Origin of the sequence: Clavibacter sp. CT19 (assembly GCF_027858075.1) — a bacterium.
Lineage (GTDB): Bacteria > Actinomycetota > Actinomycetes > Actinomycetales > Microbacteriaceae > Clavibacter > Clavibacter tessellarius_A.
This window is the reverse complement of record NZ_JAQHYR010000009.1, coordinates 66,328-90,372: the sequence shown is the minus strand read 5'-3', so window position 1 is coordinate 90,372 and position 24,045 is coordinate 66,328. Positions and strand designations below refer to the sequence as shown.

Genomic DNA, 24,045 nt, shown 5'->3' with positions numbered 1-24,045 from the left:
GTCAGAGTCCCTTCGGGCGGGCGACGTGCTCGACGATGCGGCCGAGCCAGTCGATGGCGAGCGCGAGGAGCGCGATGAGGAGGGCCCCGGAGACGAGGACGGGATACAGATAGAGGCTCACGCCCGTGATGATGAGGACGCCGAGGCCCCCGCCGTTCACGAACGCCGCGAGGGCCGCGGTGCCGACGAGGAGGATGAGCGCCGTGCGGATCCCGGCGAGCATCACGGGCACGGCCAGCGGCAGCTCGATGCGGAACAGCACGGCGACGCGGCTCATGCCCATCCCGCGACCGGCCTCGACGAGCCGCGCGTCGACGCCCCGGATGCCGAGCATGGTGTTCCGGAGCACCGGCAGCGCCGCGTAGAGCACGAGGGCGATGAGGCTCGCCGTGAAGCCGTCGGGCACGGCCATGGCGAGGAGCACCACGAGCCCGATCGCCGGTGCCGCCTGCCCGAGGTTCGCGACCGCGAGCACGGGCGCGGAGAACCGCCGGAAGCGGGGACGGGTGAGGAGGACGCCGAGCGGGATGGCGATCACGAGCACGATCGCGGCCGCGGTGAACGTCAGGACGAGGTGCTCGAGGGTCGCCTTCCCCAGCGCGGCGGGGGCGAGGGTCGTGCGCTCCACGGCGGTGAGCGGTGCCGTCAGCAGCCACGCGACGTAGACGGCGAGGACCGCGGCGATGGCGACGGGCTGCGCGATGAGCCCGCGCCAGGTGCGCGCGCCGCCCGCGGTGCCGGTGCTCGCGTCGAGGGCGATGCTCATGCGTCGCGTCCGTCCGCGGCGTCGGACGCGGCGTCGTCGGGCCGGCCCGCGCGCTCGGCGTCGGCGCCGACCGTGCCGATGGTGCCGGTGTTCGTGCCGACGGGCGCGTCGTCCTGCACGCCGGCGGCCGACGCCCGGGCGCTCGTGATCGCGTCCATCACGGTCTCGACGTCGATCACGCCGAGGAACGCGCCGCCGCGTCCGGTGACGAGCGCCGCGCCGGCGCTCGAGACGAGCATCGTGTCGAGCGCGTCGTTCAGGGTCGCGCGGGCGCCGACGACGGGGAGCTGCGGGTCGGCGTCCGGGCCCACGACGTCGATGCGGCCGAGGGCGCGGCGGGACGGCCAGCGGAGCGGGCGGTCGCGCCCGTTGAGCACGACGGCGTGCTGGTGGCCGACCTCGTCCATGCGGGCGAGCACGTCGCGCGCGGCGTCGCCGGGCCGGGCGATCACGGCGTCGGCGAGCGGCACCTCGTCCACGCGCCGGAGCGTCAGCTGCTTGAGGCCGGCGCCCGAGCCGATGAACTCCTCGACGAACGCGTCGGCGGGCTCCGCGAGGATGCGCTCCGGGGTGTCGTACTGGACGATGCGGGCGCCCTCGGCGAAGACGACGATCCAGTCGCCGAGCTTCACGGCCTCGTCGAAGTCGTGCGTGACGATGACGATCGTCTTCTGCAGCTCGGCCTGGATGCGCAGGAGCTCGTCCTGCAGCCGCTGGCGGGTGATCGGGTCCACGGCGCCGAACGGCTCGTCCATGAGGAGCACGGGCGGGTCGGCGGCGAGCGCGCGGGCCACGCCCACGCGCTGCTGCTGCCCGCCGGACAGCTCCTTCGGGTACCGGTCGCGGTACTGGTCGGGGTCGAGCGAGACGAGCTCGAGCAGCTCGTCGACGCGGGCGCGGATCCGGGCGGCGTCCCAGCCGAGCATCTTCGGCACCACGGCGATGTTCGCGGCCACGGTCATGTGCGGGAAGAGGCCGCCCGCCTGGATCACGTAGCCGATGCGGCGTCGCAGCTCGTCGCCGTCGATGCCCGTGACGTCCTCGTCGCCGAGGACCACGCGGCCCTCGGTGGGCTCGATGAGCCGGTTGATCATCTTGAGCGTCGTGGTCTTGCCGCAGCCGGACGGGCCGACGAGCATCACGATCTTCCCCGCGGGGATCTCGAGCGTGATGCCGTCGACGGCCGGCTTCGCCTGGCCCGGGTAGCGCTTGGTGACGCGGTCGAGCAGGATCGACCGCCCGCTGACGTCGGCGGTCGGGGGAGTGGTGGGGGTCTCAGACACGGATGCCTCTCGGGGTGGTGAGCCGGCCGAGGCCGACGAGGACGAGGTCGAGCAGGAGGGCGAGCAGGACGACGCCGACGACGCCGGTCAGGACGGACTCGGTCGAGTTCGCGCCGCCGAGGCGCGAGAGCCCGGAGAAGATGAATCCGCCGAGCCCCGGCCCCAGCACGTACGCGGCGACCGCGGCGATCCCCATGACCATCTGCGCGGACACGCGGATGCCGCCGAGGATGACGGGCCACGCGAGCGGCAGCTCGACGCGGAGGAGCGTGCGCATCCGTCCCATGCCGATCCCGCGAGCCGACTCGACCACGGCCGGGTCGATGCCCGCGAGCCCCACCACGGCGTTCCGCAGGATCGGGAGCGTCGCGAAGAAGGTGACGACCGCGACCGCGGGGGCCACGCCGAAGCCGAGGGGCGCGATGAGCAGCCCCACCAGCGCGAAGGCGGGGATCGTGAGGCCGATGGCGGACACGCTGTTGGCGAGGGACGTGAGCGGGCGGCTGCGGTACACGGCGGCCGCGATGCCCACGGCGATCAGGGTGGCGAGCGCCAGGCACTGCACCACGAGGCTGAGGTGCTGCCAGGCGGAGAAGGCGATCTGGTCGGCTCGGGCGGACAGGAAGTCCCACATGTCGGTCTCCTCTGCGTCGGTCGGTCACCGGGAGGGGCGTCGGCGGGGGACACCCTACGCAGGCAGGCGGACGGCGAGAAGTTCGCGGGCACAGGGGTCGAGCTGGTATCACGCGCGCGGCGCGGGCGGGCGCGCCCGTGGTCGAGAGGTGCGACGGGGGCGGATGCCGCGCTCGGGCGTCGCCCAGGCGACCTCGCCTACGCTCGTCATCCTGGGAGCCGCCCGACCGGCGCCCGCGAGGAGTCCCATGTCCGTCCCGTCGCGCGACGCCGACGCGTACGCCGTGCTCGGCGTGGATCCCGCCGCGTCCCAGGAGGAGATCCGCCGGGCCTACCGTCGCCGCGTCCGCGCCGCCCACCCGGACATGGGCGGGAGCGCGGACGCGTTCCAGGCGGTGCGCGACGCGTTCGAGGCCGTCGGCGACCCCGAGAGCCGCGCTCGCTACGAACGCGGCCTCCGCGACGCGCCCGCGGCGGAGGAGGACGGCACCGCGGGACGCGCGCACCCCGCGCACCCGGAGTCGACCGCGGGATCCGGTTGGGATCCCGCCTCGCGCCGCGGTCGCCCGGGAGCGCCCCGGGAGAGACCCGCCGCCCGCACCCGCAGCTTCGGCCACCCCGGCGGCTTCGCCCGCCTCCGCTACCTGTCGCTCGTGCGCGAGTGGCTCGCCGATCCGGCCGAGCCCGTCGTGCCCGCGTCGCCCGTCCCGCCCCGGGGCGGCCCGGCGCTCTCGGGCGAGCCCGGTCCGTACGTGCGGCGGACGCGCGTCATCGCCCCGCCCGTGCTGGCCGTGCTCCTCGCCGTCGTGCTCCTCGTCTCGGGACTCGGCGCGACGGGCGCCCTCGGGGGCGCGGTGCTCGGCGCCGCCGCGGGGCTCGCCCTGGCCGGACCCATGGGCCGCGCGTGGTTCCGCTCCGAGGAGCCGCGCCGCGTCGCCGCCCGCCGGCTCCAGGAGGACGTGCTCGCGCACGAGCGGGCCCTCCGCGCCTACCCCGACCTGATGGCGGCCTACAGCGACCGCCTGACGCGCCTCGCGGGGCTCCGCCGCCGCTTCGACGCCGACGCCTACGCGCCCGACCTCGTCGCGGAGGTCCCCGAGGAGGCCGCGGCCGCCCTCCGCGCCGCCGTCGCCCAGGAGGAGACCGCGCGCGAGCTCATGGAGCTCGGGCCCTCCTACGCGTTCTGGAACGGGGTCTCCGTGCCCCGCTCAGGCGATGCCGTCGACCACCTGGTGCTCGGGCCGCAGGGCCTCGTGGCGGTCGAGTCGGTGCCCGCCGGATCCGCGGCGGCGACGGACCCGGCGGCGCGCGCCGACGTCCTCCGGGGGCTGGATGCGCGCGCCCGCGCGCTGGCGCGGGAGATGGACGTGCCCGTCGTCGGACTCGTACTGTCGCTGCCCTCCGGCGTGCTCGGCGCGGCGCCCGTCGTGCTGCACGGCGCCGACGACCCGCACGCGCTCCCGGCCTATGCGGTCGCACGCACGCTCCTGGCCGACCACGTGGCCGCGGGCCTGCCGGGCCTCACGCCCATGGCGCCGGAGCGTCTGCTCGCGGTCCGCACCCGGCTCGTGCTCGACGCCCGCTTCGTCTGACGCGGCGCGGCGGCGCGGGCGCGGGGACGACCGCGCGAGCACGCCGCGAAGCGGTCAGCGGGGGAGCGGCACGTCCAGCTGGCCCGCCCGCACCATCCACTCGACGGCCTCGCGGGCCGCTTCCTCGCTCGTGTACCGCGGCGCGTAGCCGAGCACGTCGCGGGCCTTCTCGATGCTGGCGACGTGGCTGCGGCTGAGGTGCTCCCAGCTCACGTCCGCGTGCTCGGGTGCCGTGCGCGCGCGGAACGCGTCCCAGTCGAGGTGCTCCAGCTCGGCTTCGCGGCCGAACCAGGCCGCGGCGGCGCGCGCGAACCCGCGGACGGACATGGCGCGCTCGGAGACGGCGTGGAAGCTCTCGCCCACGGCGGTCTCCCGGTTCACGACGGCCAGCTGCACGACCTGCGCGACGTCGTCGGCGTGCACGTGGTGCATGGTCTCGCTTCCCGAGCCCGGGACGGCGAGGGGCGCGCCCGTGGCCAGCGCGGTCCAGACGGCGGGGTCGAGGTTGCCGACGGGCGTGATGACCGGCCAGCCGCCGCCGCTGATGTGGCCGGGGTGGACGACCGTCGCCGGCACGCCGCCGGACCGGGACTCGTGGATCAGGTAGCGCTCGATCTCCGCCTTCCGCACCCCGTACTCGCCGAACGGCTCCTTGACGTCGTCCTCGCGGAGCGGGAGCGAGGAGCTCAGCCCGTGCGTCCAGATGCTGCCGACGTGCACGAGGTGGCGGATCCGCCCGCGCAGCCCCTCGACGAGGTGGCGCGCCGACTCCGGCGTGAAGCACACCAGGTCGATGACCACCTCGGGCGCCAGCTGGGCGATGCGCTCCGCGAAGGTGCCCGCCGCGTCCTCGGCCTCGCGGTCCACGGCGACGCGCTCGACGCGGTCCCACAGCGGGGACACGCGGTAGGGCTCGCGGGTGCCGCGGCTGACCGCGACGACGTCGTGGCCGGAGTCCACGAGGCGGGGGACGAGGAAGGTCCCGATGTGGCCGGTGGCTCCGATGACGACGACGCGCATCCCGTCACCCTATCGGCGCGCCGGGCGGCCGACCGGCCCGCGGATCAGATCCAGCCGCGCTTCCGGAACGCCGCGTAGAGGATGCCGCCCATCACGACCATGAGGCCGAGCGCGAGCGGATAGCCGTAGGTCCACTTCAGCTCCGGCATGTTGGTGAAGTTCATGCCGTAGATGGTGCCGACGAGCGTCGGCGCGAAGAGGATGGCCGCCCAGGACGAGATGCGCTTCACCTGGTCGTTCTGCGCGAGGCTCGTCTCGGTGAGCTTCTTCATCTCGTCGTTCTGGCGCTGGCCGACGAGGGTCGTGTGCACCGTCAGCGCGTTCTGCAGCAGCGTGCGGAAGGCGTCCGCCCGCTCGGCGACGCGGATGACGTGGTCGTGGACGTCACGGAAGCCGCGGCGCAGCTCGAGGTCCACGTCGCGCCGCTCGGCGGCGGCGCGGAGGTCGTCGAGCATCGCCCCGAGGGGCGCGGTGGCGCGCTGGAAGGCCGTGACCTCGCGCATGAGCGCGTAGATGCGGCGGGAGACGTCGGGATCGGCGCCGAAGATCTGGTCCTCGATCTCGTCCACGTCGTCCTCGAGGCCCGCGGCGACGGGCCCGTACTCGTCGACGACCTGGTCGAGGATCGCGTAGAGGACGGCGGTGGGGCCGAGCGCGAGCAGCTCGGGGTCGTCCTCGAGGCGGTGGCGGACGGCGGAGAGGTCGGGCGACTCGGCGTGCCGGATGGTGACCACGAAGTCCGGCCCCACGAACACGTGCAGCTCGCCGAACTCGACGCGCTCATCGGCGTCGACATAGCGCGCGGGCCGCAGGACGACGAACCAGGTGTCGCCGTAGCGCTCCATCTTGGACCGCTGGTGGCCGGTGAGGGCGTCCTCGACCGCGAGCGGATGCAGCCCGAACTCGGCGGCGACGTGGTGGAGCTCGTCCGCGTCCGGGCGGTAGAGGCCGATCCACGCGAGGCCCTGGCGCTCGCGCATCACCTCGAACGTCTCGTCGAGGCTCTCCGGATCCGCCGTGCGGACCCCCTGGACGTACACGGCGCTGTCGACGACGGTCATGCGATCTCGCTCTCGGGTCGGAGGCCCGTCGCGCGGGCCGAGAGCGACTGTAGCCGGGCGGTGGCCGAGCCGGCCGGGAACGAGGAAGAGCCGGTCGGATCCTCGTGGATCCGACCGGCTCTCGTGTGTGTCCGAAGGGGGACTTGAACCCCCACGCCCTAATACGGGCACTAGCACCTCAAGCTAGCGCGTCTACCAATTCCGCCATCCGGACAGGATGTGCGGCCCGCCGTCTCCGGCTGCCGAGAGACGACATTAGCACGGCTCGGGAGGCCTCTCGACCACCCGCCGGGCCGGACGCCCGTGCCCGGCCTCGATAGCGTGGACCCATGACCGACACGCTCCCCGACGACCTCGACGCCACCGCGCGGATCGCCCGCGACCTCATCCGGTTCGACACGACCAACCACGGCGAGGGCCGGTCGGAGGGGGAGACGGAGGCCGCCGAGTACGTCGAGCAGCATCTCAAGGACCTGGGGCTCGAGCCCGAGCTGATCGACGCCGCGCCCGGCCGCACGAGCGTCCTCGCCCGCATCCCGGGGCGCAACCGCGACAAGCCCGCGCTCGTCGTGCACGGCCACCTCGACGTGGTCCCCGCCGACCCGGCGAACTGGTCCGTCGACCCGTTCGGCGGCGTCATCAAGGACGGCATGCTCTGGGGCCGCGGCGCCGTGGACATGAAGAACATGGACGCGATGATGATCACCGCGCTCCAGGAGATCATCACCTCCGGTCGCGCCCCCGAGCGCGACCTCATCATGGGCTTCTTCTCCGACGAGGAGGCGGGCGGCGTGCTCGGCTCCGCGTACGTCGTCGAGAACCGCCCCGAGTGGTTCGAGGGGGCCACCGAGGCCATCAGCGAGGTCGGCGGCTACTCCATCGACCTGGCCGGCAAGCGCGCGTACCTGCTGCAGACGGGGGAGAAGGCGCTCATCTGGATCCGCCTGGTCGCCACCGGCACCGCGGGCCACGGCTCGCAGGTCAACCGCGACAACGCCGTCACGCGCCTCGCGGGCGCGGTCGCGCGGATCGGCATGGAGGAGTGGCCCGTCCACCTCACCGACACGACGCGCCAGCTGCTCGACGAGATCGCCCGGATCGTCGGCGCCGACCCGAAGCAGGTGACGCCGGACGACCTGGCCATCGCCACGGGCACGGCCTCGAAGTTCATCGCCGCGACGCTCCGCACCACCACCAACCCGACGCTGCTCACCGCCGGCTACAAGCACAACGTGATCCCCGACACGGCCGAGGCCCTGGTCGACATCCGCGTGCTCCCGGGCGAGGAGGAGGCCGTGCTCGCGCGGGTCCGCGAGCTGGCCGGCGAGGGCGTCGAGGTGCGCATCGTGCACCAGGACGTCGGCCTCGAGAACCCGTTCGACGGTCCGCTCGTGGACGCCATGGTCGCCACCCTCGGCGCGCACGACCCCGAGGCCGAGGTGCTGCCCTACATGCTCTCCGGCGGCACGGACAACAAGGCGCTCAGCCTCCTCGGGATCACCGGCTACGGCTTCGCGCCGCTCAAGCTGCCGGCCTCGATGGACTTCCCGGCGATGTTCCATGGCGTCGACGAGCGCGTCCCGCTCGACGCACTAGTCTTCGGGAGGCAGGTCCTGCGCGACCTCCTCCTGAACTACTAGATCCGAGCCCCAGGTGGGCCACCCGACACTGGGAGCACCCGTTTGAGCTATCTCGAGGCGATCATCCTGGGCCTCGTCCAGGGTCTGACCGAGTTCCTGCCCATCTCCTCGAGCGCGCACCTCCGCATCGCCGGGCTCTTCCTGGGCGGCGACCCGGGCGCGACGTTCACCGCCATCACGCAGCTCGGCACCGAGCTCGCGGTCGTGGTGTTCTTCCGCAAGCGCATCGGCAGGGTCCTGTCGGCCTGGTTCCGCTCGCTCCGCGGCGGCATGCCGAAGAGCGACCCGGACGTGCGCATGGGCTGGCTCGTCATCATCGGCACCATCCCCATCGGCATCGCGGGCTACCTCTTCCAGGACACGATCCGCTCCACGTTCCGCTCGCTCTGGATCGTCGCCATCGTGCTCATCGTCTTCGGCATCCTGCTCGGCCTCGCCGACCGGTACAGCCGCAGCGACCGGCTCGAGAAGGACATGACCTACGGGCACGGCGTGAGCATCGGCATCGCCCAGGCCCTCGCCCTCGTCCCCGGGGTCTCCCGGTCGGGCGCCACCACCACCGCGGCGCGCGCGTTCGGCTACGCCCGCCCGGTCGCCGCCGAGTACTCGTTCCTCCTCGCCGTGCCGGCCGTCTTCGGCAGCGGCCTGTACGAGCTCGTGAAGAGCTTCGACGAGACCGGCCAGGCGGGCGCGGGCCAGACCGCGGTCGCGACGCTCATCGCGTTCGTCGTCGGCCTCGCGGTCATCGCGGGCCTCATGCGGTACATCTCCACGCGCACCTTCATGCCCTTCGTCGTCTACCGCGTCGCCCTCGGCGTCGTGCTGCTCGTGCTGCTCGGCACGGGTGCGATCGCGGCCTGATCCCGTGCGCGCCTGGTCACGTACCGCCGTCCCCGCCGTCGCGGGGGAGCCGCCCGTCCCGCAGCTGCACGACACGAGCAGCGGAACCGTCCGTCCCGCCGAGTGCGCGGGCGACGGCCGCGTGGGCCTCTACGTGTGCGGCATCACGCCGTACGACGCGACGCACATCGGACACGCCTCCACCTACCTCGCCTTCGACACCCTGCAGCGCGTCTGGCTCGACCGCGGCTACGACGTGGCGTACGTGCAGAACGTGACCGACGTCGACGACCCGCTGCTGGAGCGGGCGACCGCCACGGGCGTCGACTGGCGCGATCTCGCCGCCGAGCAGGTCGAGCTGTTCCGCACCGACATGGAGGCGCTGCGGATCCTCCCGCCCGACTCCTACGTCGGCGTGACGGAGGTCGTCGACGAGGTCGCGGCCGCCGTCGCCGAGCTCGTGCGACGCGGCACGGCCTACCCGGTCGACACCCCCGAAGCCGTCGAGCCCGGCGCCCGGGACCTCTACTTCGACGTGGCCCGCGCGGGCGAGGACGGCCCCTGGGCGCTCGGCGACGAGAGCCGCTACGACCGCGACACGATGTCCGCGCTCTCCGCCGAGCGCGGCGGCGACCCCGAGCGGCCCGGCAAGCGCGACCCGCTGGATCCGCTGCTCTGGCGTGCCGAGCGCGCGGGCGAGCCCGCGTGGGACGGCGTCGTCGGCCGCGGACGGCCCGGCTGGCACATCGAGTGCGCCGTCATCGCGCTGCGGAAGCTCGACCGGCCCGTCACGGTGCAGGGCGGCGGATCCGACCTGATCTTCCCCCACCACGAGATGTCCGCCGGCCACGCCTCCGCCCTCACCGGCGAGGACTTCGCGTGCGTGTACGCGCACACCGGGATGGTCGCCTACCAGGGCGAGAAGATGAGCAAGTCGCTCGGCAACCTCGTTCTCGTGTCGCGCCTGCGGGCCGCGGGCGTGGATCCGCGCGCCATCCGCCTCGCGCTCCTGGCCCAGCACTACCGCGCCGACTGGGAGTGGACCGACGCGCTCCTCGCGGAGTCGGTCGCCCGGCTCGCCGCGTGGGACGCGTGGGTCGATGCGGCGACGCCGCCCGTCGACGCCGTCGCGGAGGAGCCCGGCGAGCTCGTGCAGCTGGTGCGCGAGCGGCTGGCCGACGACCTGGACACCCCGGGCGCGCTCCTGCTGCTCGACCTCCGCGTGGCGACGGGCGTGCCCGCGACGCCCGTCGAGGTCGAGGCCGTCGACGCGCTGCTCGGCGTGCGGCTGGGGAGCCCCGCGGCCTGACCTGCCCGGCACGCTGCGGCGTCCGGCGCGACGACGCCGCCCGTCCGCCCGGTGGCCGGGAGGCCCGGGAGGCCTACTGGTCCTTCGGGTCCTACTGGTCCTTCGGGTCCTTCGGGTCCTTCGGACGCCACGGCTCCTCGGGGCGGTCGTCGCCGCGGCCGCGCGGTCCGTCCCCGCGGCGGAGGTACCGCTCGAACTCCTGCGCGATGGCCTCGCCGCTGGCCTCGGGGGAGTCCACCGTGTCGCGCGCCTGCTCGAGCTGCTGGATGTAGGAGGCCATGTCCTCGTCCTCGCCGGCCAGCTGGTCGATGCCCGCCTCCCACGTGGCGGCCTCCTCGATGAGCTCGCCGCGCGGGATCACCACGTCGACCATCTCCTCGAGCTTGTCGATGAGCGCGAGCGTGGCCTTGGGCGACGGTGCGCTGTGCACGTAGTGCGGCACGGACGCCCAGAGGGAGACCGTGGGCATGCCCATCTCCTCGGCGCGCTGGGCGATGATGCTGAGGATCCCGACCGGTCCCTCGTAGGTGCTCCGCTCGATGCCGAGCTCGGCCCGCACCCCGGCGTTCTCGCTCGTGGAGTAGACGGAGATCGGGCGCGTGTGCGGCACGTCCGCCAGGAGCGCGCCGAGCAGCACGACCCCCTCGACCCCGGCGGCGCGCGCGGCGTCGAGCACCTCGGTCGTGAAGGCCGTCCAGTGCCTCGACGGCTCGACGCCGAGGAGGAGGTGGATGCTGCCGCCGTTGTCGCCGCTCACGCCGAGCTGCGCGTCGGCGGCCAGGTCCTGCGCGGGTCGCCGGGGGTCCTTCGGGCCGTAGAGCGTGGCGCCCGGCCACTCGAGCTCGCGGGTGCCGTCCTCCGCGAAGCCGATGGTGGGGCGGTTGAACTGGAAGTCGAAGTAGTCCTCGGGATCCACCGACGACACCGCCTCGAGGTCGAGGAGCTCCTTGAGCGCCCGGACCGCTCCGCTGGCGGCCTCGCCCGCGTCGTTCCAGCCCTCGAAGGCGACGACCAGCAGCCGTCCGCTCACGAACCTCTCGGCATCCGCCACGTGACTCCCGTCCCCTCCGACCCGACCACCCGGCCGGCGGTCGTCGTACGATCCTAGGACGCGGCGGCCCCCCGATAGACTCGCTCCCCGTGATCAGCAACAGACCCGCGGCCGTCCTCTGGGACATGGACGGCACCATCGTGGACACCGAGCCCTACTGGATGGTGGCGGAGGCGGCGCTGGTCGGCTCGTTCGGCGGCACGTGGACGCACGAGGACGGGCTCCGGCTCGTCGGCAACGGGCTGCCCGACTCGGCCCGCATCCTGCAGGAGGCCGGCGTCGACCTGCCCGCGGGCGAGATCATCGACCGCCTCAGCGACCGGGTGATGGAGCAGATCCTCGTCGAGGTGCCGTGGCGTCCCGGCGCGCGCGAGCTCCTCCGCGCGATCCGCGAGGCCGGCATCCCCACCGCTCTCGTCACCATGTCCATCGGCCGCATGGCCCGCCAGGTCGCCGACGCCGTCCCCTTCGACGCGTTCGACCACGTGGTCGCCGGCGACGACGTCTCCCGCAGCAAGCCGCACCCCGAGGCGTACCTGGCCGCGGCCGACCTGCTGGGCGTGGACATCCGCGACTGCGTCGCCATCGAGGACTCGGTGCCCGGGGTCGCCTCCGCCGTGGCCTCGGGCGCCACCGTGATCGCCGTCCCGCACCACGTCCCCCTGCCCGCCGACGACGCCTACGTGCTCTGGGACACGCTCGCCGGCCGCACGCTCGCCGACGTCGAGGCCGCCCACGATGCCCGGCGCGCCGGCGCCCCGACCCGCGACGAGGTGCGCGCATGACCGTCGACACCGCGGCCGCGCGCTTCAGCGGCCCGTTCCGCGCGGGCGACCGCGTGCAGCTGACCGGCCCCAAGGGCCGCCTCAACACGATCCTGCTCGAGCCCGGCAAGGTGTTCCACACCCACCGCGGCATGATCGACCACGACGACCTCATCGGCCTGCCCGACGGCAGCGTCGTGATGAACAGCGCGGGGGTCGAGTGCCTCGCGCTCCGCCCGCTCCTGTCCGACGTCGTCATGTCGATGCCGCGCGGCGCCGCGATCATCTACCCCAAGGACGCCGCGCAGATCCTCGGCCTCGCCGACGTGTTCCCGGGCGCCACCGTCGTGGAGGCGGGCGTCGGATCCGGTGCGCTCTCCATGTGGCTGCTGCGCGCCCTCGGCCCCACCGGCACGCTGCTCTCCTTCGAGCGCCGCGAGGAGTTCGCCGACGTGGCCCGCGGCAACGTCTCCAGCTACTTCGGGCACAGCCCCGAGAACTGGTCCATCACGCTCGGCGACCTCGCCGAGGCGCTGCCGACCGTGACCGAGCCGCACTCCGTCGACCGCGTCATCCTCGACATGCTGGCCCCGTGGGAGTGCGTCGACGCCGTGGCCGAGGCGCTCACGCCCGGCGGCGTCCTGCTCTGCTACGTCGCCACCGTCACGCAGCTCTCGCGCGTCGCCGAGGCGCTGCGCGACACGGGCCTCTTCACGAACCCCGACGCGAGCGAGACGATGATCCGCGGCTGGCACGTGGAGGGCCTCGCGGTCCGCCCCGAGCACCGCATGATCGGGCACACCGGCTTCCTCATCACCGCCCGGCGCCTCGCGCCCGGATCCGTCCTCCCGCAGCTCAAGCGCCGCGCGTCGAAGTCGGACTTCAGCGACGAGGACATGGAGGCCTGGACCCCCGGCTCGCTCGGCGAGCGCCGGGTCAGCGACAAGGTCCTGCGCAAGCGCGTCCGCATCGCGGAGCACGGCGCCGAGCTGGCGGGCGCGCGCGACGCGGCCGAGGCGGGCGGCGCGGCGGATCCCCACGGCGCGGCCGATGCGCCGGAGCCCGCCGACCCCACCGCCTAGGATGACAGGGCCGATCACGCGGGTGCGTGCCGGCCACCCCCACCATCGAAAGAGGAGTCACGTGCGCCGTTCCGCCGCGCTCACCGTCTGCGCAGGGCTCGTCCTGTCGCTCGCCGCCTGCAGCCCCTCGGGCTCCGGATCCGGTTCCGCGGCCGACTGCACGCCCCTCGGGCAGCCCGGCACCTCCTCGAGCGCGGTCCAGGCCACGGGCGACGTGGGCAGCGCCCCCGCCTCCGTGACGTTCCCGACGCCGCTCAAGCCCTCGGGCACCGAGGTCTCCGTCCTCGTCGCGGGCGACGGGGAGCGGGTTCAGCCGCACCAGGGCATCACCGCCGCGGCCTCCATCGTCGACGGCAAGACGGGCGAGACGCTCGCGGAGTACGCGCGCGTCGCCCCGAACTCGCGCACCACCGGGTCGAACGTCTTCACCACGGCGTCGCTGCACGAGGGGCTCCCGTACCTCGAGGACGCGATGACGTGCATGCCGGTCGGCTCGCGCCTCGCCGTCACCGTGCCGGTCTCCACCGTCTTCCCGGGTCAGGACCTCTCCTCCCGCGGGCTCGAGGCCACGGACGGCCTCGTCCTCGTCGTCGACATCATCTCCTCGTTCCCGGAGCGCGCCACCGGCGACCGGCGTCCCGCGCAGGCCGGGTTCCCCTCGGTCGTCACCACCGACGACGGCGTCCCGGGCGTCACGATCCCGCCGAGCACCCCGCCCACGGACTACCGCGACGCGCTGCTGCGCGCCGGCGACGGCGACGAGGTCGCCGAGGGCGACGTCGTCACGATGCAGTACACGGGAGTCGTCTGGGGCACGAGCGCCTCGGCCGAGAAGCAGGCCGTCTTCGGATCCAGCTGGGCCGCCGGCGGTCCCCTGCAGGTCCCCGCCGCCGCGAGCACGGCCGGGTCGGCGTCCGCGCCCTCCGCGGTCGTCGTCACCCCCGGACTCGCGAAGGCCCTGGTCGGCAAGCACGTGGGCGACCAGGTCATCGCGGTCGTCCCGCCGGGCGACGGATTCGGCGACCAGGCGTCCGCCAAGGTCCCCGCGGGTTCCACGCTGGTCTACGTCGTGGATATCCTCGGGACGAGCAAGCCGAGCAAGTAAGCGCATCGCCACCGGCCGGGGGCTGCACCACCGTGAGGACATCCGAGTGCCCGAGTCATCCCCCCGCCCCGCCGTGCCGGTCGAGGAGCGGCTGTTCAGCCTGGTGCTGGCGCTGCTCGCCACCGAGCAGGGCCTGACCAAGAACGAGGTCCTCTCGAGCGTCCAGGGGTACCGCCAGCGGTATCGCGCGGGCGGCGACAACGCGAACCTGGAGCGCCAGTTCGAGCGCGACAAGGACGACATCCGCGACCTCGGCGTGCCGCTCGAGACGGTCGAGTCCCCCGGCCAGGAGGGCAACAACCAGCTCCTGCGGTACCGGATCCCGCGGGGCGCCTACGAGCTGCCCGCGGACCTGTCCTTCACGCCGGAGGAGACGACGCTGCTCAACCTCGCGGCCATGGTCTGGCGCGAGGGGTCGCTGTCGAGGGAGTCGCGCCGCGCGCTCATCAAGCTCCGCTCGCTCGGCGTCGAGTCGGACGACCCGGTCATCGGCTACGCGCCTCGGCTGCGCACGCGCGAGGCGGCGTTCGGGCCGCTCAGCGTCGCGTTGGAGCGTCACGTGCTCGTCACGTTCGGCTACCTCAAGCCCGGGGAGCGCGCCGCGCGGACCCGCACCGTCGCGCCGCTCGCGCTCGTCCAGCACCAGGGGCGCTGGCACCTGCACGGCATCGACCAGGACGCCGACGGCCCGCGCACCTTCCTGCTCTCCCGCATCGTCGACCGCGTCCGCGTCACGAGCCGCGCGTTCACGCCCGAGGGGGAGGACCACGCCGAGCGCGCCCTCGCCGACCTCGACCGGGTGTGGGCGAACGGCGTCGGCGAGGTGTCGGTGGTGCCCGGCAGCGACGCGGAGATCCGCCTCCGCCGCCGCCGCGACACCGAGGACCTCGGCGACGGGCGCCTGCGCGTGCACTACTCCGACACCAACCTGTTCGCGGACGAGGTGGCCGGCTTCGGCCCCGAGGCGCGCGTGATCGCGCCGCCGCGGCTGCGCGACGCCGTGCGCGCCCGCCTCGCCGAGACCGCCGCCGCCCACCGGGAGGACGCATCGTGACCGACCGCGCCGCACCGCTCCAGGCGCAGGACAAGCTCGCCTTCCTGCTGGCCCTCGTGCCGTACCTCACCGACCACGGGCGGGTGAGCGTCGCCCAGGCCGCCGCGCACTTCCGGGTGCCGGCCGAGCAGATCCGCCAGGCCGTGCGCCTCATCGCCGTCTCCGGCGTCCCGGGATCCACCGCGTCGTACCAGCACGGCGACCTGTTCGACATCGCCTGGGACGACTTCGAGGACAACGACCAGATCGTCATCACGCACATGGTCGCCCTCGACGACTCGCCGCGCTTCTCCGCGCGCGAGGCTGCGGCGCTCATCGCGGGCCTCCAGTACGTCTCCTCCCAGGCCGACGCCAGTGACGTCGACCTCGTCGGGCAGCTCATGGCGAAGCTGGCGCGCGGCTCCTCGGCGAGCCCCAGCCAGGTCGCCGTCGCCGCCGGCGCGGGCGACCGCACGCGCGAGGACCTGCGCCGCGCCATCGCCGACGAGCGCCGCGTCGAGTTCGACTACCGCAGCCCCCGCGGCGGCACGGAGCGCCGGGTCGTGGATCCGCTGCGCCTCGAGTCGGTCGACCAGGACTGGTACCTGCGCGGCTGGGATCTGGCGCGCGGCGCCGTCCGCACGTTCCGCCTCGACCGCCTCGACGAGCTCCTCGTCACCGACCTCCCGCCGGAGCACCGCCCCCAGGACGTCGTGCTCGGCGACACCCTGTTCGAGCCGAGCCCCGACGACCTCCGCGTCTCGCTGGAGGTGCCGGAGTCCGCGCTGCCGCTCCTCGGCGACTTCGTGGGGGACGAGCGGCCCGTGCCGATCCCCGGCAGTCCGGGCCGCGTGGGGCTCACGGTGCGCGTGGCGCACTACCAGGGCCTGGTGCGGCTCGTCGCGGGCATGGCCGGCGTCGTCGTGGTCACCGGCCCGCCGGAGGCGCGTGCGGCCGTCGCCGACTGGGCCGCACGCGCCGCGGCCGCCTACGACGCGGAGGGCTGACCGGGCTCCACCTGCCGCGGGCGGGCTCCGCTCCGGTCGCCCGACCCCTCGTCGGCTCCCGCGAACACCGGTAGGCGCGCGAGGCGAACTCCGCGTGAACCGCTCGGCCCTCCCTGCCGTCCCCAGGGTCCCGACGATAGACTCGTCCTCAATCCGACAACGACTGTCCGGCCTTCGTGACCTAAGGAATGTGAACCACATGCTCGGAAACGCCTTCAGCGGCTGGCACCTCGTCATCATCCTCGTCGTCATCGTCCTGCTCTTCGGCTCCACCAAGCTGCCGGCCCTGGCGAAGAGCGTCGGCCAGTCCATGCGCATCTTCAAGGGCGAGGTCAAGACCATGAAAGAGGAGAGCGCGTCCGACCGCCGGGACGACACCCGCGAGGAGAACCGCCGCCGCGACGAGGAGCGCTACCGCTCGGACGACCGCGACGCCCCGCGCGACTTCGTCCGGCCCAGCGACACCCGCGCCGACGAGCCCCGCTACGACGCCCCGCGCTACGACTCCCCGCGTGACGGGGACTCCCGCCCCCGCGCCTGATCCGTGAGCACCACCGAGCGGCCCCGCGCCACGAAGCGGGACGCCGAGGGGCGCATGTCCCTCGTCCAGCACCTGCTGGAGCTGAAGAAGCGCCTGTTCATCGCCGGCGTGGCCATCGTCCTGGCGATGGTCGCGGGCTGGTTCCTGTCGTCGTTCGTGCTCGAGGCGCTGCGCGCGCCCATCGAGGAGATCAACGCCGAGCAGGGGCGGAACGCGAGCCTCAACTTCCCGACCATCACGTCGGCCTTCGACCTGCGACTGCAGATCGCCCTCTACGTGGGCCTCATCATCTCCAGCCCGGTGTGGCTGTACCAGGTCTTCGCCTTCCTGGTCCCCGGCCTCACGAAGACGGAGCGCCGCTACACCTTCGGCTTCTTCTTCTCCGCCGTGCCGCTGTTCCTCGGCGGATGCGCGGCCGGCTGGTTCGTGCTGCCGCACATCGTCGCGCTGCTCACGCAGTTCGCCGGAGCGGGGGACTCCTCGTTCATCACGGCGCGCGAGTACTTCGACTTCGTGCTGAAGCTCGTGTTCGCGGTGGGCATCGCGTTCGTGCTGCCGGTGTTCCTCGTGCTGTTCAACTTCATGGGGATCCTCACCGGCACGGCGATCATCAAGTCGTGGCGCATCGCCATCCTGCTGATCATCCTGTTCTGCGCCATCGCGACGCCGGCGGCCGACGTCATGTCGATGTTCCTGCTGGCCGTGCCGATGACGGTCCTGTACCTGATCGCCGCGGGCATCTCGCTGCTGAACGACAAGCGTCGTGCGCGTCGGGCCGCGACGCTCACGGACGACCTGCTGCCCTGACGCGCGCGGGTCCCGCGCATCCGACGCCCGTCCCGCGAGGGGCGGGCGTCGTCGCGTCCGCGCCCGGCCGACGCCCGGATCCGCCGCCTAGACTGGCGGCATCGTGACAGACCAGCTCTCGCCCGCCGAACGCTACGCCGCCTCCCGGAGCCGCCGCGGCCTGCCGCTCCTGGAGCAGTTCGCCAGCGGCCTGCGCTTCGACCTCGACCCGTTCCAGCGCGCCGCTGCCGCCTCGCTCGAGAACGGCCGCAGCGTGCTCGTCGCCGCGCCCACCGGCGCGGGCAAGACCGTGGTCGCCGAGTTCGCGGTGTTCCTCGCGATGCAGCGTCCGAGCGCCAAGATCTTCTACACGGCGCCGATGAAGGCCCTGAGCAACCAGAAGTACGCCGAGCTCGTCGCGGAGTACGGGCCGGACGAGGTGGGGCTCCTCACGGGCGACACGAACGTCAACAGCCGGGCGCGCATCGTCGTCATGACGACCGAGGTGCTGCGCAACATGCTCTACGCGGACTCCGACCTCCTCCGCGACCTCGCCTTCGTCATCATGGACGAGGTGCACTACCTCGCCGACCGCTTCCGCGGCGCCGTGTGGGAGGAGGTCATCATCCACCTGCCGCAGAGCGTGCGGATGATCTCCCTGAGCGCCACGGTCTCCAACGCGGAGGAGTTCGGCGACTGGCTGCAGGCCGTCCGCGGTGAGACCGACGTCATCGTCTCGGAGGATCGTCCCGTGCCGCTGGAGCAGCACGTCATCGTGCGGCACCGCATGGTCGACCTCTTCGACTCCTCTGGGCTCGCCGCCACGCATCGCGTGAACCCCGAGCTCGTCCGGATGACGCACGGCGGCGGCCGCGAGTCCGCCCGCGTGCGCGCCGGGCAGAGCCAGGGCCGCGGCCGCGGGGGAGCGGGCGGCGGTTCCGGACGACGCGCTCCGGGCCCCTGGGAGCGCGGGCGCATGGACCGGCCCGAGGTGGTCGCCCTCCTCGACGAGCGCAACCTCCTGCCGGCCATCTTCTTCATCTTCAGCCGCGCGGGCTGCGACGCCGCGGTCAAGCAGGTGCTCCGCGCGGGCGTCCGGCTCACGCACGCGGACGAGCGTGACGAGATCCGCGCCGTCGTGGAGGAGCGCTGCCGCACGCTGCGGGACGAGGACCTCGCCGTCCTCGGCTACTGGGAGTGGCTCGAAGGGCTCGAGCGGGGCGTCGCCGCGCACCACGCCGGGATGCTCCCCGCCTTCAAGGAGGTCGTCGAGGAGCTGTTCCAGCGCAAGCTCGTGAAGGCCGTGTTCGCGACGGAGACGCTGGCCCTCGGGATCAACATGCCCGCCCGCACGGTCGTGCTCGAGCAGCTGGAGAAGTTCAACGGCGAGGCGCGCGTGCCGCTGACACCGGGGGAGTACACGCAGCTCACGGGCCGCGCCGGCCGCCGCGGCATCGACGTCGAGGGCCACGCGGTCATCCAGTGGAAGGACGGGCTGGATCCGCAGGCCGTCGCCTCGCTCGCGTCCCGTCGCACGTACCCGCTCAACTCCAGCTTCCGGCCCACCTACAACATGGCCGTCAACCTGATCGACCAGTTCGGCCGCGAGCGCACGCGCGAGGTGCTCGAGTCGTCGTTCGCGCAGTTCCAGGCCGACCGCGCCGTCGTCGACCTCGCCCGCAAGGTCCGCACGCAGGAGGAGTCCCTCGCGGGCTACGAGAAGGCGATGGCCTGCCACCTCGGCGACTTCCGCGAGTACTCGGGCCTCCGCCGCGAGCTCAGCGACCTCGAGCGGGCCACCGCGGCGCGCGCCGACATGCAGCAGCCGGGCCAGCACGGCGAGCGCGACAAGCGCCAGCGCCAGCTCGCCGACCTCCGTCGCCGGATGAAGGCGCACCCCTGCCACGCCTGCAAGGACCGCGAGTCGCACGCGCGCTGGGCGGAGCGCTGGTGGCGGCTCAAGCGGCAGACGGATGCGCTGGGCCAGCAGATCCGCACGCGCACCAACGCCGTCGCGAAGGTCTTCGACCGGGTCACGGAGCTGCTCCTCTCCCTCGGCTACCTGAAGCGCGCCGTCGACGGCCAGGTGGCGCCGACGCCGAACGGGCGGATGCTGAAGCGCATCTACGGCGACCGCGACCTCCTCGTCGCCGAGTGCCTGCGGACGCAGGTGTGGGTCGACCTCGACCCAGCCGGGCTCGCCGCGATGGCCGCGTCGCTCGTCTACCAGCCGCGCCGCGACGAGGGCGACCGCAACGAGCGGAACCTGCCGCGCGGGGCGTTCCGGCCGGCGCTCGAGCGCACGGAGGAGATCTGGTCGCGGCTCGACGACGTGGAGCGCGAGCGCCGCCTCCCGACGACCGAGCCGCTCTCGACGGGCTTGTGCGCGCCCATGCACCGCTGGGCGCGCGGCGGCAGCCTGGACGCCGTGCTCGACGAGGCCGACCTCGCCGCGGGCGACTTCGTCCGCTGGACCAAGCAGACCATCGACCTCCTCGACCAGCTGTCGATCGTCGCCGACGGCCCCGTCTCCCGGAACGCGCGCACGGCCCTCGACAGCATCCGGCGCGGCATCGTCGCGTACTCGTCGGTGTGACCGCGCTCGCCCGCGCGCCCCGACGGGAGCGCGCCGCCCACCCGCTCGTCGACGTCGACGTCGACGAGCCGCGCATCCGCCCGCCGCTGCCGCTCTGGGGTGCGATCCTGGCGGCGGCGCTGTCCGGCCCGGTCCTCGACGCCGCGTTCCCCGACCGGGGTCTGTGGCCGATGGTGTTCCCCGGCATCGCCCTCGTGCTCCTGGCGCTCCGGGGCCGGCGCGCGGGGCCGGCGTTCCTGATCGGGCTCGTGGCCGGACTGGCCTTCTACCTGACCCACATCGAGTGGGCGTCGCTCTACCTGGGACCCGTGCCGTGGATCGCCCTCTCGGCGCTGGAGTCGCTGTTCGTCGCCACGGGCGCCGCGGTCATCGCCACGGCGTACCGCTGGATCCCCCGCGCGTTCCCCAGGGTGGCGGGACGGGTCGTGCTCCTGCCCGTGGCCGTCGCGGGCCTCTGGACGGCGCGCGAGGCGATCTCCGCGGTGTGGCCGTACGGCGGCTTCGCGTGGGGGCGCGTCTCGCTGTCCCAGTCCGAGGGCCCGTTCGCGCACCTCGTCACCTGGCTCGGCCTGTCCGGTCTGTCCTTCGTCCTCGTGCTCCTGGTGGCGCTGCTGCTCGAGCTGGCGGCCGAGGAGCGCGTCCGGCGGTCATCCCGTGCGCTCGTGGCCGGGATCGCCGTCGCTCTCGTGCTGGTCGTGCCCGCGTTCCCGGTGACGACCACCGGGACGACGCGCGTCGCCGCCGTGCAGGGGAACGCGAAGGCCGGGTACTTCGACGGCGCGCGCTACGGCGACATCCTGCGCGCGCACCTCCGGGCGACGGAGGAGATCCCGTCCGACGCGGGCGTCGACATGGTCGTGTGGCCCGAGAACGCGGCCGACGCGGATCCGCTGCGCGACCCCGGATCGGCCGCCGCGCTCGACCGCGTGGTGGCCCGTCTCGGCGCGCCGCTCGTCGTCGGCACCGTGACGGAGCGCGACGGACGCTTCTACAACGAGTCGCTCGTGTGGACGGGGGGTCGGGCGACCGACCACTACGACAAGAAGCACCCCGTGCCGTTCGGCGAGTACGTGCCCGACCGCGCGTTCTGGGAGCCGTTCGCGCCCGACCTCATCGGCCTCATCCAGCGCGAGTACACGCCGGGGACGACCGACCAGGTCATGGACGCCGCGGGCGTGACCGCGGGCATCGCCATCTGCTTCGACATCGTCGACGACCAGCTCACGACCGACATGGTGCACGAGGGCGCGGACCTCATCCTCGCCCAGTCGAACAACGCCGACTTCGGCCGCACCGACGAGAGCGTGCAGCAGCTGGCCATCGCCCGGATGCGCGCGCTCGAGACCGGCCGCAGCGTCGTGAACATCTCGACCGTGGGCACGAGCGCCGTCGTCGGCCCGGACGGCCGCGACCTCGACCGCCTGCCGTGGTTCACCGCCGGCTCGATGGTGGTGGACGTGCCGACCGCGGACGTCGTGACGCCCGCGATCCTCGTGGGCCGCGACATCGAGTGGCTCGTCTCGGGACTCGGCCTCGGAGCCCTCGCGGTCGCCGGTCAGGCGCTCGGGCGCCGCGGGCGACGCGCGGCGCGCTGACCCGGCCGGCGACGACGGCCCGGACGCACGAGAGCCCCCGGCCGAAGCCGGGGGCTCTCATGACGCGCCGCGATCGGAGGGCGCGGGTCAGGCGCCGATGCGCTGCTGTCCGCGCCGGGCGCGCAGGACGGCGAGGCGCTCCTCGAGGAGCTCCTCCAGCTCGGCGCGCGTGCGGCGCTCGAGCAGCATGTCCCAGTGGCTGCGGGGGATCTTCGCCTCGACCTCGTCGTGGGCCACGGGCGCGCCCTCCGAGTCGAGCAGGCGGCCCTCCTGGCCGCTCTTCGGCGACTCCCACACCTCGGGGACCTCGGCGTCCGCCGAGAACACGACCTCGAACGTGGTGCCGTCGGCCGTGCGGTAGGTCTTCCTCTGCCGGGGGGAGAAGCTCACGCCCTCCTCGCTCTGCAGGCTCGTGGAACCGAGCCGCATCCCGCGCAAGCTGCGATCTGCCATGGTGGTCTCCTCTCGCGATGCACTCCCCGTTGTAAACCGCGCGGCTGAGAGGATCCTTTCTCAGGACGTCCGGTTCCCAGGCGAATCCCAGTCCCTGGCGCGCAATTCGGCGACGGCCCGCTCCGGCCTGTCCGTCACGATCCCGTGCACCCCTGCTCTGACCAGGCGGATCATCTCCGCAGGGTCGTCCACCGTCCACACGTGCACCTCGCGGACCACGCGCGCCAGTCCGCGGACCATGGCGGGGGATGTGGTGCGGATCCCCAGGACCGTGCGCGGCATCTGCACGGCGTCGATCCCGCGGAGGGCCGCGCGGACGACGGGGGAGAGGCCGAGCCGCGCTCCGAGCACCGCGATGACGAGGCGCAGGGCGTCGGCCGACGTCGCGACGCCCGGCAGGAGCGCGAGCGCGCGCCTCCGCCGCGATCCCGAGAAGGAGGTGACGAGCACGCGCTCCACGGCGTCGGCCGCGAGGATCTCGCGCGCGACCGCAGCGGGCGCCGAGCGCCCCTTCACGTCGACGTTGACGCGCGCCGACGGCAGCGCGCGGAGGAGCTCCACCAGGGTCGTGACGCGGGCCCCCGACCCGAGGTCGATCCCGCGCAGCTCGGCCAGGGTCATGCGCTCGACGCGGCGCCGGTCGCCCGTGAGCCGACGGAGGTCGGCGTCGTGCCACAGCACGCACGCGCCGTCCGCCGTGACGCGGGCGTCGGTCTCGAGGTGCGTGATCCCGGAGTCCCACGCGGCGCGGAAGGCGCCGAGGGTGTTCTCGACCGTTCCGGGTCGGATGCCGCCGCGGTGGGCGAGCACGCGGGGGAGCGCGTCGTCGAGGTAGCGGACGGGGCGCGCGGCGCCGGGAGCATCGTGGGGGAGGTGCGCCATGGCCCGTGCCGTCCCCCCTCGCCGCCTCACCCGAACCTAGACCCGAGCGCGCGGGCCCGTTGGTAGGCTCTCAGGCGCCGTCGGCGTGGTGCCCAGCCCGCCCGTCGGAGTCCCGGCAGCAGCCGGATGACCCGTCGCGCGCCCACGGGTGCGCACCTTCGAGGAGGAGACCCCTGTGAGCACCGTCGACGAGATCCGTCCGTTCGCCCCCGACGAGCTGCGCGGTCGCCGCGCCCTCGTGACGGGATCCTCCCGCGGCATCGGCGCCGACACGGTCGCCTACCTCGCCGGCGCCGGCGCGGACGTGGTCGTCAACTACCGCAACAAGGCGGCCCGCGCCGAGAAGCTCGTCGCGAAGCTGATCGAGGGCGGGTCGAAGGCCGTCGCGGTCGGGGCCGACCTGACGGACCCGGCGTCGGTGGACGCGCTCATGGCGACGATCCGCACCGAGCTCGGCGGGCTCGACGTGCTCGTGCTCAACGCGTCCGGCGGCATGGAGAGCGGCATGGCCGAGGACTACGCCATGACCCTCAACCGCGACGCGCAGCTGAACGTGCTCCGGAGCGCCCTGCCGCTCCTGACCGACGGCGGCCGGGTCGTATTCGTCACGAGCCACCAGGCCCACTTCATCCGCACCACCGAGACCATGCCCGAGTACGAGGCGGTCGCCCGCAGCAAGCGCGCGGGGGAGGACGCCCTGCGCGAGCTCATCCCCGAGCTCGACGCCCGCGGCATCGGCTTCGTCGTCGTCTCGGGCGACATGATCGAGGGCACCATCACGGCCACGCTCCTCGGCCGCATGAACCCGGAGGCCATCCAGGAGCGCAAGGAGGCATCCGGCGGCCTCTACAACGTCTCGCAGTTCGCGGCCGAGGTCGCGCGCGCGGTGGTCGACCCGATCCCCGCGGACCACCTCCGCCTCGTGGGCGACACGAGCAGCTTCCGTCCCGAGTGAGGCGGCCGCGCGGCCCGTGGCCGGCGGCGGGCGCGGGCTAGGCTCGGGGCG

The 24,045-nt window shown here is 73.7% G+C and carries 22 protein-coding genes and 1 tRNA gene; 14 read left to right on the top strand and 9 right to left on the bottom strand.

Annotated features, from left to right (window positions below):
- Position 1: 1 nt before the first annotated feature.
- Genes PED38_RS12040 through PED38_RS12030 form a run of 3 tightly spaced genes read right to left on the bottom strand, consistent with a single transcriptional unit; the run spans position 2 to position 2,683 of the window.
- The gene (locus PED38_RS12040; protein ID WP_063071822.1) at positions 2–766 is read right to left on the bottom strand and encodes an ABC transporter permease; all 765 of its coding nucleotides are present in this window, start codon (positions 764–766) and stop codon (positions 2–4) included.
- Positions 763–2,049, bottom strand: coding sequence for an ABC transporter ATP-binding protein (locus PED38_RS12035; RefSeq protein ID WP_063071823.1), 1,287 nt, complete (start codon positions 2,047–2,049; stop codon positions 763–765). Before PED38_RS12035 ends, PED38_RS12040 begins: the two co-directional genes overlap by 4 nt.
- Positions 2,042–2,683, bottom strand: coding sequence for an ABC transporter permease (locus PED38_RS12030; protein WP_063071824.1), 642 nt, complete (start codon positions 2,681–2,683; stop codon positions 2,042–2,044). Before PED38_RS12030 ends, PED38_RS12035 begins: the two co-directional genes overlap by 8 nt.
- 247 nt (positions 2,684–2,930) lie before the next feature.
- Here PED38_RS12030 and PED38_RS12025 point away from each other — a divergent pair, with 247 nt between their 5' ends.
- Complete coding sequence (locus tag PED38_RS12025; protein WP_270981461.1) at positions 2,931–4,274, top strand: J domain-containing protein; 1,344 nt, start codon at positions 2,931–2,933, stop codon at positions 4,272–4,274.
- Positions 4,275–4,328: 54 nt separating this feature from the next.
- On the opposite strand, the gene PED38_RS12020 is transcribed toward PED38_RS12025, so the two are convergent.
- The 3 genes from PED38_RS12020 to PED38_RS12010 all read right to left on the bottom strand — a co-directional run bounded on the left by PED38_RS12020 (position 4,329) and on the right by PED38_RS12010 (position 6,569).
- Positions 4,329–5,294 (bottom strand): NAD-dependent epimerase/dehydratase family protein, encoded by a 966-nt coding sequence (locus PED38_RS12020; RefSeq protein ID WP_063071826.1) that lies wholly within the window; start codon positions 5,292–5,294, stop codon positions 4,329–4,331.
- A 44-nt stretch (positions 5,295–5,338) separates the two neighbouring features.
- Entirely contained in the window at positions 5,339–6,355 is a 1,017-nt protein-coding gene (locus PED38_RS12015; protein ID WP_063071827.1) for a magnesium and cobalt transport protein CorA, read from the bottom strand.
- A 128-nt stretch (positions 6,356–6,483) separates the two neighbouring features.
- Positions 6,484–6,569, bottom strand: a tRNA-Leu gene (locus PED38_RS12010).
- Between the two features lie 115 nt (positions 6,570–6,684).
- Between PED38_RS12010 and PED38_RS12005 the strand changes: the two genes are divergently transcribed.
- Genes PED38_RS12005 through mshC form a run of 3 tightly spaced genes read left to right on the top strand, consistent with a single transcriptional unit; the run spans position 6,685 to position 10,144 of the window.
- Positions 6,685–7,995 carry a M20/M25/M40 family metallo-hydrolase gene (locus tag PED38_RS12005; protein ID WP_063071828.1) on the top strand — a complete coding sequence of 437 codons (1,311 nt, stop codon included), beginning with the start codon at positions 6,685–6,687 and terminating at the stop codon, positions 7,993–7,995.
- Positions 7,996–8,037: 42 nt separating this feature from the next.
- Positions 8,038–8,856 carry an undecaprenyl-diphosphate phosphatase gene (locus PED38_RS12000; protein ID WP_270981460.1) on the top strand — a complete coding sequence of 273 codons (819 nt, stop codon included), beginning with the start codon at positions 8,038–8,040 and terminating at the stop codon, positions 8,854–8,856.
- Between the two features lie 4 nt (positions 8,857–8,860).
- On the top strand, positions 8,861–10,144 hold the full coding sequence (gene mshC / locus PED38_RS11995) for a cysteine--1-D-myo-inosityl 2-amino-2-deoxy-alpha-D-glucopyranoside ligase (protein ID WP_270981459.1): 1,284 nt from the start codon (positions 8,861–8,863) through the stop codon (positions 10,142–10,144).
- 91 nt (positions 10,145–10,235) lie between these two features.
- On the opposite strand, the gene PED38_RS11990 is transcribed toward mshC, so the two are convergent.
- Positions 10,236–11,195 (bottom strand): PAC2 family protein, encoded by a 960-nt coding sequence (locus PED38_RS11990; protein WP_270981458.1) that lies wholly within the window; start codon positions 11,193–11,195, stop codon positions 10,236–10,238.
- 89 nt (positions 11,196–11,284) lie between these two features.
- Here PED38_RS11990 and PED38_RS11985 point away from each other — a divergent pair, with 89 nt between their 5' ends.
- The 9 genes from PED38_RS11985 to lnt all read left to right on the top strand — a co-directional run bounded on the left by PED38_RS11985 (position 11,285) and on the right by lnt (position 21,704).
- Positions 11,285–11,980, top strand: coding sequence for an HAD family hydrolase (locus PED38_RS11985; RefSeq protein WP_063071832.1), 696 nt, complete (start codon positions 11,285–11,287; stop codon positions 11,978–11,980).
- A complete protein-coding gene (locus tag PED38_RS11980; RefSeq protein WP_270981456.1) occupies positions 11,977–13,041 on the top strand; it encodes a tRNA (adenine-N1)-methyltransferase in 1,065 nt (354 codons plus the stop codon). The genes PED38_RS11985 and PED38_RS11980 overlap by 4 nt, the downstream gene beginning before the upstream one ends.
- A gap of 61 nt (positions 13,042–13,102) precedes the next feature.
- Positions 13,103–14,146 (top strand): FKBP-type peptidyl-prolyl cis-trans isomerase, encoded by a 1,044-nt coding sequence (locus PED38_RS11975; RefSeq protein ID WP_063071834.1) that lies wholly within the window; start codon positions 13,103–13,105, stop codon positions 14,144–14,146.
- Positions 14,147–14,192: 46 nt separating this feature from the next.
- The gene (locus tag PED38_RS11970; protein ID WP_270981454.1) at positions 14,193–15,200 is read left to right on the top strand and encodes a helix-turn-helix transcriptional regulator; all 1,008 of its coding nucleotides are present in this window, start codon (positions 14,193–14,195) and stop codon (positions 15,198–15,200) included.
- On the top strand, positions 15,197–16,186 hold the full coding sequence (locus PED38_RS11965; RefSeq protein ID WP_270981452.1) for a helix-turn-helix transcriptional regulator: 990 nt from the start codon (positions 15,197–15,199) through the stop codon (positions 16,184–16,186). Before PED38_RS11970 ends, PED38_RS11965 begins: the two co-directional genes overlap by 4 nt.
- A gap of 199 nt (positions 16,187–16,385) precedes the next feature.
- Positions 16,386–16,727: a Sec-independent protein translocase subunit TatA gene (tatA, locus tag PED38_RS11960; protein WP_063071837.1), complete on the top strand. Its 342-nt coding sequence runs from the start codon at positions 16,386–16,388 to the stop codon at positions 16,725–16,727.
- Between the two features lie 54 nt (positions 16,728–16,781).
- Entirely contained in the window at positions 16,782–17,534 is a 753-nt protein-coding gene (gene tatC, locus PED38_RS11955) for a twin-arginine translocase subunit TatC (protein WP_063071944.1), read from the top strand.
- 103 nt (positions 17,535–17,637) lie between these two features.
- Complete coding sequence (locus PED38_RS11950; RefSeq protein ID WP_270981450.1) at positions 17,638–20,109, top strand: DEAD/DEAH box helicase; 2,472 nt, start codon at positions 17,638–17,640, stop codon at positions 20,107–20,109.
- The gene (gene lnt / locus PED38_RS11945) at positions 20,106–21,704 is read left to right on the top strand and encodes an apolipoprotein N-acyltransferase (RefSeq protein ID WP_270981449.1); all 1,599 of its coding nucleotides are present in this window, start codon (positions 20,106–20,108) and stop codon (positions 21,702–21,704) included. The genes PED38_RS11950 and lnt overlap by 4 nt, the downstream gene beginning before the upstream one ends.
- An 87-nt stretch (positions 21,705–21,791) precedes the next feature.
- On the opposite strand, the gene PED38_RS11940 is transcribed toward lnt, so the two are convergent.
- On the bottom strand, positions 21,792–22,157 hold the full coding sequence (locus PED38_RS11940) for an RNA polymerase-binding protein RbpA (RefSeq protein WP_063071839.1): 366 nt from the start codon (positions 22,155–22,157) through the stop codon (positions 21,792–21,794).
- A gap of 60 nt (positions 22,158–22,217) precedes the next feature.
- Positions 22,218–23,039 (bottom strand): glycerophosphodiester phosphodiesterase family protein, encoded by an 822-nt coding sequence (locus tag PED38_RS11935; protein WP_270981447.1) that lies wholly within the window; start codon positions 23,037–23,039, stop codon positions 22,218–22,220.
- Positions 23,040–23,214: 175 nt separating this feature from the next.
- On the opposite strand from PED38_RS11935, the gene PED38_RS11930 reads away from it, so the two are divergent.
- Positions 23,215–23,994 carry an SDR family oxidoreductase gene (locus PED38_RS11930; protein ID WP_270981446.1) on the top strand — a complete coding sequence of 260 codons (780 nt, stop codon included), beginning with the start codon at positions 23,215–23,217 and terminating at the stop codon, positions 23,992–23,994.
- Positions 23,995–24,045: the final 51 nt, after the last annotated feature.